14 protein-coding genes are annotated in these 12,770 nt (G+C 75.2%); 7 read left to right on the top strand and 7 right to left on the bottom strand.

The genetic code is table 11. The features are described 5' to 3' along the window. The first annotated feature begins 19 nt into the window (after positions 1–19). Positions 20–568, top strand: coding sequence for an RNA polymerase sigma factor (locus VT52_RS00310; RefSeq protein WP_046426613.1), 549 nt, complete (start codon positions 20–22; stop codon positions 566–568). On the opposite strand, the gene VT52_RS00315 is transcribed toward VT52_RS00310, so the two are convergent. Beyond that, positions 555–2,948, bottom strand: a complete 2,394-nt coding sequence (locus VT52_RS00315) for a SpoIIE family protein phosphatase (RefSeq protein ID WP_046426611.1) — start codon at positions 2,946–2,948, stop codon at positions 555–557. The two genes, VT52_RS00310 and VT52_RS00315, sit on opposite strands and share 14 nt — an antisense overlap. A gap of 307 nt (positions 2,949–3,255) precedes the next feature. Between VT52_RS00315 and VT52_RS00320 the strand changes: the two genes are divergently transcribed. The 3 genes from VT52_RS00320 (at position 3,256) to VT52_RS00330 (ending at position 4,751) form a co-directional block, all read left to right on the top strand. Next, positions 3,256–3,495 (top strand): hypothetical protein, encoded by a 240-nt coding sequence (locus VT52_RS00320; protein ID WP_046426609.1) that lies wholly within the window; start codon positions 3,256–3,258, stop codon positions 3,493–3,495. Positions 3,496–3,498: 3 nt separating this feature from the next. Next, positions 3,499–3,876: a toxin Doc gene (locus VT52_RS00325; protein ID WP_046426714.1), complete on the top strand. Its 378-nt coding sequence runs from the start codon at positions 3,499–3,501 to the stop codon at positions 3,874–3,876. A 440-nt stretch (positions 3,877–4,316) separates the two neighbouring features. Beyond that, positions 4,317–4,751: a protease inhibitor gene (locus VT52_RS00330; protein WP_046426713.1), complete on the top strand. Its 435-nt coding sequence runs from the start codon at positions 4,317–4,319 to the stop codon at positions 4,749–4,751. Between the two features lie 215 nt (positions 4,752–4,966). Here VT52_RS00330 and VT52_RS35140 read toward each other — a convergent pair whose 3' ends face one another. The 5 genes from VT52_RS35140 to VT52_RS00345 all read right to left on the bottom strand — a co-directional run bounded on the left by VT52_RS35140 (position 4,967) and on the right by VT52_RS00345 (position 8,663). Then, positions 4,967–5,164: a CDGSH iron-sulfur domain-containing protein gene (locus VT52_RS35140; protein WP_079174756.1), complete on the bottom strand. Its 198-nt coding sequence runs from the start codon at positions 5,162–5,164 to the stop codon at positions 4,967–4,969. Next, positions 5,145–5,819 carry a HemK2/MTQ2 family protein methyltransferase gene (locus VT52_RS00335; RefSeq protein ID WP_046426607.1) on the bottom strand — a complete coding sequence of 225 codons (675 nt, stop codon included), beginning with the start codon at positions 5,817–5,819 and terminating at the stop codon, positions 5,145–5,147. Before VT52_RS00335 ends, VT52_RS35140 begins: the two co-directional genes overlap by 20 nt. Then, positions 5,819–6,847 carry an iron-containing redox enzyme family protein gene (locus VT52_RS00340; RefSeq protein WP_046426603.1) on the bottom strand — a complete coding sequence of 343 codons (1,029 nt, stop codon included), beginning with the start codon at positions 6,845–6,847 and terminating at the stop codon, positions 5,819–5,821. Before VT52_RS00340 ends, VT52_RS00335 begins: the two co-directional genes overlap by 1 nt. Beyond that, positions 6,844–6,981 carry a hypothetical protein gene (locus VT52_RS37735; protein ID WP_167377645.1) on the bottom strand — a complete coding sequence of 46 codons (138 nt, stop codon included), beginning with the start codon at positions 6,979–6,981 and terminating at the stop codon, positions 6,844–6,846. The genes VT52_RS00340 and VT52_RS37735 overlap by 4 nt, the downstream gene beginning before the upstream one ends. Positions 6,982–7,157: 176 nt before the next feature. Next, on the bottom strand, positions 7,158–8,663 hold the full coding sequence (locus VT52_RS00345; RefSeq protein ID WP_046426601.1) for an MFS transporter: 1,506 nt from the start codon (positions 8,661–8,663) through the stop codon (positions 7,158–7,160). A gap of 340 nt (positions 8,664–9,003) precedes the next feature. Between VT52_RS00345 and VT52_RS00350 the strand changes: the two genes are divergently transcribed. Genes VT52_RS00350 through VT52_RS00360 form a run of 3 tightly spaced genes read left to right on the top strand, consistent with a single transcriptional unit; the run spans position 9,004 to position 11,524 of the window. Further along, positions 9,004–9,855: an SDR family NAD(P)-dependent oxidoreductase gene (locus VT52_RS00350; protein WP_046426711.1), complete on the top strand. Its 852-nt coding sequence runs from the start codon at positions 9,004–9,006 to the stop codon at positions 9,853–9,855. 6 nt (positions 9,856–9,861) lie between these two features. Further along, positions 9,862–10,773, top strand: a complete 912-nt coding sequence (locus VT52_RS00355; protein ID WP_046426599.1) for a DMT family transporter — start codon at positions 9,862–9,864, stop codon at positions 10,771–10,773. Next, a complete protein-coding gene (locus VT52_RS00360; RefSeq protein WP_053055681.1) occupies positions 10,766–11,524 on the top strand; it encodes a polysaccharide deacetylase family protein in 759 nt (252 codons plus the stop codon). Before VT52_RS00355 ends, VT52_RS00360 begins: the two co-directional genes overlap by 8 nt. Before the next feature lie 44 nt (positions 11,525–11,568). Here the strand turns inward: VT52_RS00360 and VT52_RS00365 are convergent, their stop codons facing one another. Continuing rightward, a complete protein-coding gene (locus tag VT52_RS00365; RefSeq protein ID WP_079174757.1) occupies positions 11,569–12,645 on the bottom strand; it encodes an MGDG synthase family glycosyltransferase in 1,077 nt (358 codons plus the stop codon). Between the last annotated feature and the right edge of the window lie 125 nt (positions 12,646–12,770).

Genomic DNA, 12,770 nt, shown 5'->3' on the forward strand with positions numbered 1-12,770 from the left:
CTCGAAGGAGGGCCACGACGTGCGGGACGAGGGGCCGGTGGAGGAACTCGCCCGGCATGCCGCCGCCGGGGACCAGACGGCACTGGACCGGCTGCTGGCCGAGCTGCGGCCCGACGTCGTACGCCGCTGCGGACGCTTCCTGCCCTGCCGCGAGGACGCCGAGGAGGCCGCCCAGGACGTGCTGCTCCAAGTGGCCCGGCACATCGGCGCCTTCGAGGGCCGCAGCCGCTTCGGCACCTGGCTGTACACCGTGGTGGCCAACTGCTGCAGGCAGAAGTACCGCGAGCTGAAGCGGCGGGCCGCCGAACAGCCCGTCGCCATCGAGCCGGCGCACGCCGTCGACCCGCGCACCACCAGCGTCATCGCCGGCTCCCGGGTGGACCTGCTGGAGGCCCTGGAACGGCTGGAGCGGGAGCATCCGAACCTGGTCGCGCCGCTGGTCTACCGGGACATCTGCCAGCTCGACTACGCCGAGGCCGCCGAACGCGCCGGTATTCCGCTCGGCACCTTCAAGTCCCGTCTGCACGAGGCCCGCAGACAGGTGAGGCCCTGGCTCACGAGCCTGTGACCGGCGGCTGCCCGTCCTCCTCGAACAGCGGCAGCTCCGCCCAGATCGTCTTGCCGTCGCCGGTGTGCCTGCTGCCCCAGCGCTGGGTGAGCTGGGCGACCAGCAGCAGCCCCCGGCCGCCCTCGTCGAAGGTCTTGGCCCGGCGCAGATGCGGGGCGGTGTGGCTGGTGTCGGAGACCTCGCAGATCAGTGTGGCCGCGTCATGGATCAGCCGGAGCCGGATCGGGTGGGCGCCGTAGCGGATGGCGTTGGTGACCAGCTCGCTGACCACCAGCTCCGCCGTGAACGACGCCTCGCTCAGCCCCCACATGTCCAGCTGCCCCACCACCTGCTTGCGGATCGGCGCGACCAGTGCCGGGTCCGCCGGGATGTCCCAGGTCGCCACCTGGGAGGCGGGCAGGCCCTGGGTGCGGGCGAGCAGCAGCGCCACGTCGTCGGCGGCGCCACCGGTCGGCAGCAGGGTGCGCAGGATCCGGTCGCAGGAGAGGTCCAGCGAACCGGCGCCCGCGCTCAGCGCCTCGAAGAGCATCGCGCGCCCGGCGTCCCGGTCCCGGGACTTGACCAGACCGTCCGTGTACAGCGCGAGCACGGTGCCCTCCGCCAGCTCCACCTCGGCGGACTCGAACGGCAGCCCGCCCAGGCCCAGCGGCGGTCCCGCGGGCAGGTCCAGCTGGTGCGGGCGGCCGTCCGGCGGCAGCACGACGGGCGGTGGGTGCCCGGCGCGGGCCAGCGTGCAGCGCCGCGACACCGGGTCGTAGACGGCGTACAGACAGCTCGCGCCGACCTCGCCGGTGCTGCCGTCCCGGCCGGTCTCCTCGGCGAGCCGCATCACCAGGTCGTCCAGGTGCGTGAGCAGTTCGTCCGGGGCGAGGTCGATGTCCGCGAGGGTGCGTACGGCGGTGCGCATCCGGCCCATGGCGGCCGAGGCCTGCACGCCGTGCCCGACCACGTCCCCGACGACCATCGCGACCCGCAGCCCCGACAGCGGGATCACGTCGAACCAGTCGCCGCCCACCCCGGCCCGCGCCGCCGGCAGATAGCGGGAGGACGCCTGCAGCGCCGCCGTGCGCGGCAGCGTGCGGGGCAGCAGGCTGCGCTGCAGGGCGAGGGCGGTCTCCCGTTCCCGCGAGTACCGCCGGGCGTTGTCGATGCAGACGGCGGCCCGGGTGGTGATCTCCTCCGCCAGCAACCGGTCGTCGGAGTCGAAGCCGTCCGGGCGCCGGTGCCGTACGAAGACCGCGACCCCCAGGGTGAGCCCGCGGGCCCGCACCGGGACCGACATCGTGGAGTGGATGCCGAAGGCCCGCACCTGCCGGGTGCGGGCGCTGTTCCAGTTCATCCAGGGGTGCGTGCCGCCCACGGTCCTGGAGGCGATGATGGTGCGACCCGCGGTCAGCGAGTCGGCCTGCGCGGAGCCGCCCGGATAGCGCTCGGTCTGCCCCGGCTCCATCACCGCCTCCGGCACCCCGTCCAGGATCGAGCGGTGGGCGGCCCGGCGCAGGGTCACCGGGGTGGCGATGCGGGCCGGGGGCTCTCCGCCGTACTCCTCGGGGTCCAGCAGGTCGACGGTGACGAAGTCGGCGAGCGCCGGCACGCACATGTCGGCCAGTTCCTGCGCCGTGCGGGTGACGTCGAGGGTGGTGCCGATGCGCACGCTCGCCTCGTTGACCAGCTGGAGCCGCTGCCGGGCCCGGTGGCTGTCGCTGACGTCGTGCGCGGCCAGGCAGACCCCCCGCACCCGGCCCGCGCGGTCGTGCACCGGGGCCATCCGGGCGAGCCAGGCGTGCGCCCGGCTCTCGCCGCCCGCCCGCATGAAGGTCTGCACGTCCAGCGGGCGGTCGGTGGCCAGCACCTCGCGCATGCCCCGCGCCAGTTCCTCGCTCCGCGGGTCGTCGACCAGTTCCGTGAAGCGCAGGCCCCGCGCGTGCTCCTCCGGCAGCCCGGACACCAGGGACATGGCCTCGTTCATCCGGCGCAGCCGCAGCTCCTCGTCGTACACCGCGATCGCGCACGGCGACTGGATCAGGCCCGCATCGCCAAGCGGATCGTCCGCGGCGGGCGGTTCCGCACGGGGCACCGGGGTGACCAGGATCCACCGGCCCCCCGATCCGTCCGTCGCCGGGCGGTACCGGGCGAGCAGCCATACGTCGACGCCGCGGCCGTCGCGGTGGCGCACGCAGAGCGTGCCGTGCCAGCGGGAACCCCGGGGCAGGACGGGGGCGGGGCCGGTGAGCAGATCCGCGGCGGGGCGGCCCAGGACCGCGTCGGCGGGGTGGCCGAGCAGACGCCGCGCGCCCTCGTTCCACTCCACCAGCGTTCCGTCGTCATCGATGACAGCTCGGGCCGTCGCCGCCTCGTCGAACGGATTGACCCGGCTCATCGTCGCCGCTCCCAAGCGCACACTCACAGTGAAAAGGTGGCACCTCTCGCGACCCCAGCCTAGTGCTTCCCGCAGAGCGGTGAACGCCGGGCCCCGGGACGGGGTGGGAGCGCGGGCGGCCGCGGGGTGCGGTGACCGGCTCGCGTCGTGGCACACCGGCCCCGGCGGGCGCCGCCGTCCGGATCCCTGCGGCGCTCACCCCGTGCCGCATCGCGCCGGCCGTTCCGGGGGCCGGCCGGTACCGCACCGGATACGACGTGGCCTGGGGAAATTTACGGGTGAGTACCCGAGCGGTACGGTTTGGTCCATGCCAGCTCTCAACGTGGAGTTCAGTGATCGGGAACTAGAGGACCTGCGGCAGATCGCCAAGGAGCGCGGTACGTCGATGAAGGCCCTCGTCCGCGAGGCCGCCGCCGCCGACATCGCCCGGCACCGGGCGCTGAAGGAGGGCGCCGCGGCGTTCCGCAGTTTCTTCACCGCGCACGCCGACGAGTTCGCCGCCGCGTTCCCCGAGGACGAACCGCCCGCACGGGGCGAGGCCGCCTGAGTGATGCCGCCCGTCATCCACATCGACGTCCCGTGGCTGCTCCAGCGGCACGAAGAGGTCCTGCCCGAGCAGCCCGCGGTCGACGACTTCTCCGCGCTGGTCGCCGCCGTCGCCCGGCACCGGGTCGACCCGCCCCGGCTCGGCGTGGACTCCGACCCCGCATGGCGGGCCGCCGCCCTGCTGCACACCCTCGCCCTGCTCAAGCCGCTGCCCGCGGCCAACGCCCGCTTCGCCTGCGCCACCGCCGTCGCCTACATGTTCGTCAGCGGCGCCGGCATCGACCCGCCCTACGGCGCCCTGGTGGACCTCGCCCGCGACCTGATCTCCGGCAAGACGGACGTGTACGGGGCCGCCGACCGGCTCCGCTCCTGGCAGATCTGACCGCGCGGGACCGGGGGGCGGACCGTCCCCCGGCTTCCCCGGACTTCCCGCGACCCCCCGTGCGCGCCGCCGCTCCCGCCGCCGGTCGCCGTCTTTCGCCTGCGCGCCCCCGTCCGCCGCGCGGAGCGGTGATCGTCAGGTGAACACAGGGAGTCATGGAGGGGGTCCCGGACGGCCGTGTCGGAATGTTTCCGGACGATTAAATAACCGCTGATTTTCAGCCAATTGACGACTTCCCAAGGGCCGCCACCGCCCAGTTGCCGGGTCGCGTCGTTCGAATTCCGTGACTTCACGCCACTGCTTCAACACGAAATGTTACCGAAACCTGCGGGGTCGATGTGTGTTTCCGGCGGGGACTCGGCAGAGTGGCGCTCGCCGCTCCGACGTCCCACCGGAAACGGAGCAGGCACCCGTCTAGTTCGAGCGGAAGGATGCACACCATGCGGAACACCGCGCGCTGGGCAGCGGCCCTCGGCCTCACGGCCGTCGCCGTCTGCGGACCCCTGACCGGGGCCGCCGTCGCCGCCCCGGACGCCGCCCCGGCCTCGCTCTACGCCCCCTCGGCGCTGGTGCTGACCGTCGGCCACGGCGGTGAAGCGGCCACCGCGACCCCCGAACGCGCCGTCACACTCAGCTGCGCCCCGACCGCCTCCGGCACCCACCCGGCCGCCCCCGCGGCCTGCGCCGAACTGCGCGCGGTCGGCGGCGACTTCACCGCCCTCAAGGCGCGTGACGACGTCTGGTGCAACAAGCTCTACGACCCGGTGGTCGTCACCGCCCAGGGTGTGTGGCAGGGCCAGCGGGTCAGCTACGAGCGCACGTTCGGCAACTCCTGTGAGCGGGACGCCGTCGGCGGCAGCCTCTTCGCGTTCTAGCGAGGGCTGCGCAAGGACCGGGATCGCAGGATCTCCGTGTACACCGGATCAGGACCGTGACTGGGGAGTGCGGACCTCTCGGAACGGGGAACCCGTGATCTCGCGCCGGACCGCCGGGCGAAGTGGGGTCGCCCGCCGGCTTGCCGGCACACTGAGCCGCTCCCCGGACAGGCCCGTGGGGGGCCTGCCGGGGAGCGGCGAAAAACGAACGGTGCTCAGGCCTTGCGCCGATGGCTCGTGTCGCACCACGGGTAGCGGCGAGATCGGTGGCAGGTACACAGAGCGACACGCCAGCGGTCCGAGAACACTGTCGTACCGTCTTCCAGTTCCACCTCGACCGGCCCCTCCACCAGCAGCGGCCCCGGCCGCCGTACGGTGATCCGGCGGGCGCGGTCAGTGGGTTCGTTCGGCACGGATCACCACCAGCTCTTCCGTTCTCTCGTGCGGCGCGAGCAGTCCGCGCCGGCGCAGCCACTGCTCCCGGGAGCGCAGCACGGGCCCCAGCGCGATCCAGCGCCGCCGCACCACCGCGGCCTTCAGACCCGCGCCGCGCAGCAGTTCCAGGGTGCGCCCGGGATCGCTCAGCGCCGACTGCACGATCAGCACCACGCCCCGGGGCGCCAGCAGTCCGGGCGCTTCCCGGCAGATCCGGTCCAGCAGCAGCCGCCCGTCGTGGCCCGCGTCCCAGGCCCGGGACCGGCCGCGCGGCCCGCGCCCGCCGTGCGGCGCGGGGACGTACGGCGGATTCGCGAGGATCAGATCGTAGCGGTGCCCGCGCGCCGGGGCGAAGAGGTCGCCGCGCCGGATGCGTACCGGCAGCCGGAACAGCAGCGCGTTCAGCCGGGCCGTCCACACCGCCCGCCGGGACACGTCCACCGCGGTCACCTCGGCGCCCCGCCGGGCGGCCGCGAGTGCCAGCGCGCCGCTCCCGGTGCCCACGTCGAGCACCCGCGCCCCGGCCGGCAGCGCCTCCTCGCGCAGGGCCCCGGCCAGCAGCGCGGTGTCGTCCTGAGGGGCGTAGACGCCCGGGAGCGGCAAAGCGATCACGTGACGCGAGTACCCGGACATCACGGAAATATGGGTCGCGCCGTGCGCGGCTGCCCCGGCGCGTCCGGCCGCGTGAGGGGGACGCGCAGCGAGGACCGGCCCGCACGCCAGTCGGCGAGCAGCCGCCGGGCGAGCCGGTCCTCCAGGTACTCGGTCGCGCCGATACCGAAGGCCATGTCCGCGGCCAACTCCGGCTCCTGCGCAAGTAGTCCGCCGATCACCTCGTGCCGGACCACCTGCTCGTGCACCGCGTCCGCCTCCACGTGCTCGTCGTAGAAGAACTGCGCGGCCGCTCCCGCGCCGGTGCGGCGCAGCGCCTCGGCGAGCCGCCGGGACCCGGGGGAGGAGGTGATCTCCACGTCCGCGAAGTGGCCGACCAGCGCGCCGCGCAGCGCGCGGTGCAGGCCGAGCAGGGACATCAGGTTGACGACGGCGAGCATCTCGGCGGGCGCCGCGTCCAGATAACGGCCGTACTCGGCGTCCAGGCCCAGGTCCCGCATCAGGTCGGCGAACAGGCGGGCGTGCACCCGTTCGGCCCGGCCGCCGCCGAACTCGTCGTACTCCACCGCCGCCATCGCCGCCTTCGCCCGCCCCCACAGCCGGGGCAGCACCCAGGCGTGCGGGTCGGCCTCCTTGAGGTGGTACAGGGAGCGCTGCGCCGCGTACTCGCGCAGCTGCCACAACTCGCCCTCGGCGCAGAGGAAATGGGTGACGCCGGTGCCCTCGGCCGGTTCCACCAGGAGCGCGCCGAGCGCCTCGTCCAGGCTCTCGTGCCCCGGGACGCTGGCGCGCAGCGCGGCCAGGAAGCGGTGCTCCAGCGCGGCCCGCAGCCGCAGCAGGTCCGGGTCCCACTCGGCCTCGGCGGGCACGCCCGCGAAGCCGCGGTAGTGCAGCTCGTAGCAGAGGTACAGGGTGAGCTGCGGGTCGTCCCCGCAAGGGTCCCCGGAGCCGGCCGGGCCGGGGAGCGGTCCGGTGCCGCGCAGGTATCCGATGAGCGCGGCGGACAGCGGGCCCCGCGCGGGCGGCAGCTCGGGTCCTCGTGCGTTCATGGCGGCCGGGTACCCGGATCCGGGCAGCTCAGTTGCGTCGTCCGGGCGCCGCGCCGCTCGGTCCGCTCCGCCTCGTACAGCACTTCCTCCAGCGCCGTCCCCGGCCGCTCGACGCGTTCGTTCCCGCCGGCCATGGCGTCTTCCTCCCCCAGGTGGTCGTCCTGGCCCGCTCCCGGTACCCGGACCTGCCGGGGCCAGGCCCGGACCCGGACGGGTGCCCCCGAGCGCGGGCGAGGGGCCGCCGTCCCCCTGCGGACGGCGGCCCCTCGGACCGGGTGACCCCTCGGCGGCTCGGCCGGGCCGGGTGACCTCACATGTGGACGACCGCCACCGCGTCCGGGTCCTGCCGCGGCACCCCGCGTCGGTAGAGCAGGAAGGCGAGCACCGTGCCCGCGGCGAAGAAGCCCGCCGACCACCCGAAGGCGGTGGTGTAGCTCTCGATCGTGGCCTGCGTCTGGACCAGCTTGCTCGTGGCGTCGCGGCCGGCCACATAGTGGGTGGCGGCGCTGGTCGCGAGGGTGTTGAGCAGGGCCGTACCGACCGAGCCGCCCACCTGCTGCATGGCGTTGACGCTCGCGGAGGCCACGCCCGCGTCCTCGGCGGCGACCCCGCCGGTGGCCAGCTGCATCGCGGGCGGCATCACCAGGCCGAGGCCGAAGCCCGTGACGATCAGCTGCGGCAGCACGGCGCTGCCGTAGTGCGAGCCGAGGCCGATGCCGGTCAGCCAGGCCATGCCGGCCATGGCGATGGCGAAGCCCAGCGGGATGACGGTCTTCGGGCCGAGGCGCGGCACCAGGAGTGTGGTGCCCAGCTGCGCCGCCACCATCAGCGCGCCGACCATCGGCAGGAACGCCACACCGGTCCTGGTGGGGCTGAAGCCGAGGTTCAGCTGGAGGTAGTAGGTGAGGAAGAGGAACACGCCGAACATGCCGGCACCGGTGATCAGCACCGCGAGGAAGGACGCCGACCGGTCGCGGTCCAGCAGGATCCGCAGCGGCAGCAGCGGGTGCGCGGCGCGGGTCTGCCACCAGGTGAACGCGGCCAGCAGTACGGCGCCCGCGAGCAGGAAGCCCCAGGTCATGGGGGAGTGCCAGTGGTGGCTCTCGGCGTTGGAGAAGCCGTAGACCAGGGAGAAGAGCCCGGCGGCGACCAGGACCGTGCCCGGCACGTCCAGCTTGGCGTGTCCCGCGTCGCGGTGGTTGCCCAGCAGGATCCAGCCGCCGGCGAAGGCGACGACCGCGATGGCCACGTTCACGTACAGCGTCCAGCGCCAGTCCAGGGCGTCGGTGAGCAGCCCGCCGAGCAGCAGGCCGACCGCGCCGCCGGCGCCGGCGATCGCGCCGTAGACGCTGAACGCGCGGGCCCGCTCGCGGGCGTCGGTGAAGGTGGTGTTGAGCAGGGACAGCGCGGCCGGCGCGAGCAGCGCGCCGAAGGCGCCCTGGAGGGCGCGGGCGGTGACCAGCATGGCGAAGCCGTTCGCGGCGCCGCCAAGCGCGGAGGCCCCGGCGAAGCCCACGACGCCGACGAGGAAGGCCGGCTTGCGGCCGAACAGGTCGGCGATGCGGCCGCCGAGCAGCAGCAGCGAGGCGAAGGCCAGGGCGTAGGCGGTGACGACCCACTGCCGGTTGCCGTCGGAGAAGCCGAGGTCGCGCTGGGCGGAGGGCAGGGCGATGTTCACGATCGTGGCGTCGAGGACCACCATCAGCTGGGCGACGGCGATCACCGCGAGGATCCACCACCGCCGGGGCGAGGCGTCGTGCGGCGCCGCCGCCCGGGGCCCCGTTCGGGGGTCGTCGGTCAGGGTCTTCTGGGACATGGGGAACTACTCCGGGGAAGTCGTTCACGCGCGAGTCGTGCGGCGTACATAAACGAAACGGTTTCGTACGCGTCGAGGCTAGACCAGCTTGAGCGAAACGGCAACGTTTCGCTTTACCGCCCGCCAGGCCCCTCGTCCGCCGCCCGCGCCGGCGCCGACCGGACGGTGTGCCCGCCCCCCTCGACCACCCACCCGGCCACCCCGCTCCCCGAGCACCTGGGCCCCCGTCCGCGCCGCTTCCACATGCGCGGAGTTTCCGGGTGTGGCGCCCTGGATACACCGCGAGGATCCGGCCCAGGAGCTCGCGACCCCCGCACGCCGTCGCAGTGAGGTCGCCACCATGTCGCACGCCCCGTCCCCCGCAGGACCGTCGAACCGCGCTCGGCCGGCGGCGGAGTCGGGCCCGGCGGCGGGTCCCGGCACCCCGCCCGCCGATCAGCGGGAACCCCTTTCCACGGCCCTGGTGACCGGCGCCTCCTCCGGTATCGGCGCGGCCGTCGCCCGCCGGCTGGCCGCCGACGGGGGCTGGCGGCTGGTGCTCAACGGCCGTGACCTCACCCGTCTGGAGCAGGTGGCCGCCGGGATGTCGGCGGCCACCGTCGCCGCCGACCTCACCTGGCCCGGCGCCGACCGCCGGGTGACCGAGGCCGCCCTCGGCCACCTGGGCCACGTGGACCTGGTCGTGGCCGGCGCCGGCGTCGGCTGGGCCGGCGACTTCACCGGCATGCCCCGCGCCCGCATCGACGAACTGGTCGGTACCGACCTGCTGGCCACCCTGCACCTCGTGCGCGGACTGCTGCCCCACATGGTCGCGGCCGGCTCCGGGCGGATCGTGCTGCTCGGCTCCGTCGCGGGCAGCGTGGGCGTGCGCGGCGAGGCCGTGTACTCCGCGGCCAAGGCCGCCGTGGCCGCGTTCGCCGACGCGCTGCGCTACGAACTGCGCGGCACCGGCGTCGGCGTCACCCATGTGGTCCCCGGCGTGGTCGACACCCCCTTCTTCGACCGGCGCGGCGCCCCCTACCGGCGCTCCTGGCCCCGCCCGGTGCCGCCCGAGCGGGTCGCGGACGCCGTGCTCACCGCCGTACGGCGCGGCACCGACGAGGTGTACGTGCCCGGCTGGCTGCGGCTGCCCGCCCGGGTGCGCGGCGCCGCGCCGGGGCTCTACCGGCGGCTCGCCGCCCACCTCGGGTGAGCGCGGGTGCTCGCCCTCACGGTCGCGCTGGCGCTGTGCTCGGCCCTCGCGAACGCCGCCTCCTCGGTGCTGCAACGCCGGGCCGCCGCGGTGGACACCCCGGCGGAACCCGGCGGGGCCGGCGCGCTGCTGCGGGGGCTGCGGCGACTGCTGCGCCGCCCGGACTGGCTGGCCGGCGTCGCCCTGCTGATGCTGTCCGCCGTCACGCAGGGCTGGGCGCTGGCCGTGGGCAGCCTGTCGCTGGTGCAGCCGCTGCTCGCCACCGAGCTGCTGTTCACGCTGATCGTGGGCGGCCTCGTCTTCCGGCGCCGTCCGGACCGCCACACCTGGCTGGCGTTCGTCGCGCTCGCCGTGGGGCTCGCCGTCTTCCTGCTGTCGGCCGCGCCGCGTCCGGGCCGCGACGACGCCACCTCCCGGGCGTGGCTCATGGCGGGCGGGGTGGCCTGCTGCGTCGTCCTGCTGCTGGTGCTCTCCGCCCGAGCGGTACGGGGGCCCGCCCGCGCGGCGCTGCTGGGCCTCGCGTCCGCCGTGTCCTTCGCGACCACCGCCGCGCTGCTCAAGGAGACCGTGGGACGGCTGCGCCTGGGGCCCGGGGTGATGTTCTCCCACTGGTCGCCGTACGCCACCGCCGCCGTCGGGCTCGTCGCCTTCCTGCTGCTCCAGAGCGCGCTCGGCGCCGGATCGCTGGCCGCCTCCCAGCCCGCCCTCACCCTGGGCGACGCCCTCACCAGCGTGGCGCTCGGCTGGGCCCTGTTCGCGGAGTCCGTGCAGCTGGGACTGCGGATCATCCCGGAGGTCATCGGCATCGCGCTGATCGGCGCGGGCAGTGTCGGGCTGGCCAACGCGCCCTCGGTGAACCGGGGCTGGGACACACCCGCCGAGGCGGGCGGCGGCCAGGTCGGGACGCGCCGTGAGTGAACATCCGACCCGGCGGGCCACCTCCCCGCCCGCGCGCGCCCTGCGCACGGCCGCCGCCCTGCTGCCGCTCGGGCTCGCGGGCGCCCATATCGGCCCGGCCGCCACATGGCTGCCGGCCGTACGGCTGCCGCTGTTCCCCCGGCTCGCGGGTACCGGAGCGGGCCACCATGTCGCCCTGACCTTCGACGACGGCCCCGACCCGGTCGCCACGCCACGCTTCCTGGACGTCCTGGACGGGCTCGGCGTGCGCGCCACCTTCTTCGTGCTCGGCGAACACGCGGTGCGGCATCCCGGGCTGGTCGCGGACACCGCGCGGCGCGGGCACGAGATCGCGGTGCACGGCTGGAGCCACGACCGGCCCTGGCGTCCCGCACTCGTCCGCGAACGGGAGGGCGTCGCCCGCACCGCCCGCGCCGTGCACGACCTGACCGGCGGCCGCCCCCGCTGGTACCGCCCGCCCTACGGCATCCTCACCTCTCCCCGCTGGCTGGCCGCCCACCGTGCCGGGCTGCGGCCCGTCCTGTGGTCCGCGTGGGGCGAGGACTGGCGCGCGGACGCCACCCCGGAGTCGGTACACGCCCTGGTCACCGCGCAACTGCGGGGCGGCGGCACGATCCTGCTCCACGACTCGGACCGGCAGTCCGCGCCCGGCTGCTGGCGATCGGCTCTCGACGCTCTGCCGGGCATCGTCGGGGACTGCCGTGAGGCGGGGCTCGCGGTGGGGACACTGGGGGAGCACGGGATCGGCTGACCGGCGGACTCGCGCGGGGGAGCCGTCGGTCAGGGAGCCGTCGGTCAGGGGGCCGGCGGACCGGCGTGGTGCGCGTGTTCGGCGAGTTCCGCCACCGCCGCCATCGGGTCCGCCCGGAACAGGGCCCGGACCTGTGCCGCCCTCGCCGGGGCGGCCGACGGAAGGCCGGCCAGGGCCTTGAGCAGGGCGGGCGGGTCCGGGGCGAGGTCCGACAGACCCAGCTCGGCCATCCGGCGGACGCCCGCCAGACCGTGGCCCGGCAGGGGGCGGTAGCCGATGACCGGCAGCCCGGCCGCGAGGGCCTGGACGGCGGTCTGGCCGGCGGCGTTGTCCAGGAGGGCGTGGGACGCGCCGAGCAGCCCCGGCATGTCCCCGACCCAGCCGAGGGCGAGCACCCCCGGAACCCGGCCGACCCGGTCGTACAGCCGTCGGTTACGGCCGCACAGCACCACCGGCAGATACCCGGCACCGGCCAGCAGCCCGGCGGTGGCGTCCGGCCGGGACGCCGCTCCCCAGGCGCCCGCGGAGAGCAGCACCGGCGGCCGGCCGGGCGCGCGCCGGGCGAACCGCTCCCGCCAGCGCGCCGCGCCCGCGGCCGGCGCCGAGAACGCCGGTGCCACGGCGGGGCCGGTCGGCACGGCCTCCACCCCGAGGTTCCGGCGCACCTCCAGGGCCGCCGCCCGCGTCAGACACAGATAGCGGTCGTTGCCCGGGTGCAGCCACTGCCGGTGCACGGCGAAGTCGACCAGATAGACCGCGCTCGGCACCCGCAGCCGCCCCCGTGCCCGCAGATCCCCGGTCAGCTGGGCGGCCAGATGGAAGACGGGCACCACCACATCGGCGTCCACCCGGTCCACGAGCGAGAGCAGCCGCTCCCCGGCGAGCCGCGCCAGCGGCACCCCGCTCGGCCGGGTGCCGCCGGGACCGCCGCGCAGGAACGCCTCGTAGACCCCGGCGTACACCCAGGGCGCGTGCCGGACCACCGCCTGGTACCAGCCGCGCAGCCCCGCCCCGAGCCCGCGGGGCAGCAGCGTCAGCACGTCGACGACGTACGGCTCATGGCCGTACCCCCCGGCCCGCCGCGCCAGTTCGGCGGCGACCGTGTCATGACCGGCCCCCATGCTCGCGCTCACGATCAACGTCCGGCGCCGCCGGGGCCCCTCGGCAGATGCACACACGGGGTCCGATTCTCCGGGGCCGGGGCGGTCGAACCGGACAACCCGGGGCCGTGTCGCACCGCGTCCTC

This window comes from Streptomyces malaysiense, assembly GCF_000980885.2.
GTDB lineage: Bacteria > Actinomycetota > Actinomycetes > Streptomycetales > Streptomycetaceae > Streptomyces > Streptomyces malaysiense.

What these genes read in the sequence shown, in the direction of transcription:
- VT52_RS00350 (WP_046426711.1), top strand. Translation starts at nt 9,004, where the DNA reads ATGTCGCACGCCCCGTCCCCCGCAGGACCGTCGAACCGCGCTCGGCCG.
- VT52_RS00365 (WP_079174757.1), bottom strand. Translation starts at nt 12,645, where the DNA reads ATGGGGGCCGGTCATGACACGGTCGCCGCCGAACTGGCGCGGCGGGCC.
- VT52_RS00340 (WP_046426603.1), bottom strand. Translation starts at nt 6,847, where the DNA reads ATGAACGCACGAGGACCCGAGCTGCCGCCCGCGCGGGGCCCGCTGTCC.
- VT52_RS37735 (WP_167377645.1), bottom strand. Translation starts at nt 6,981, where the DNA reads ATGGCCGGCGGGAACGAACGCGTCGAGCGGCCGGGGACGGCGCTGGAG.
- VT52_RS00335 (WP_046426607.1), bottom strand. Translation starts at nt 5,819, where the DNA reads ATGTCCGGGTACTCGCGTCACGTGATCGCTTTGCCGCTCCCGGGCGTC.
- VT52_RS00345 (WP_046426601.1), bottom strand. Translation starts at nt 8,663, where the DNA reads ATGTCCCAGAAGACCCTGACCGACGACCCCCGAACGGGGCCCCGGGCG.
- VT52_RS00325 (WP_046426714.1), top strand. Translation starts at nt 3,499, where the DNA reads ATGCCGCCCGTCATCCACATCGACGTCCCGTGGCTGCTCCAGCGGCAC.
- VT52_RS00320 (WP_046426609.1), top strand. Translation starts at nt 3,256, where the DNA reads ATGCCAGCTCTCAACGTGGAGTTCAGTGATCGGGAACTAGAGGACCTG.
- VT52_RS00315 (WP_046426611.1), bottom strand. Translation starts at nt 2,948, where the DNA reads ATGAGCCGGGTCAATCCGTTCGACGAGGCGGCGACGGCCCGAGCTGTC.
- VT52_RS00330 (WP_046426713.1), top strand. Translation starts at nt 4,317, where the DNA reads ATGCGGAACACCGCGCGCTGGGCAGCGGCCCTCGGCCTCACGGCCGTC.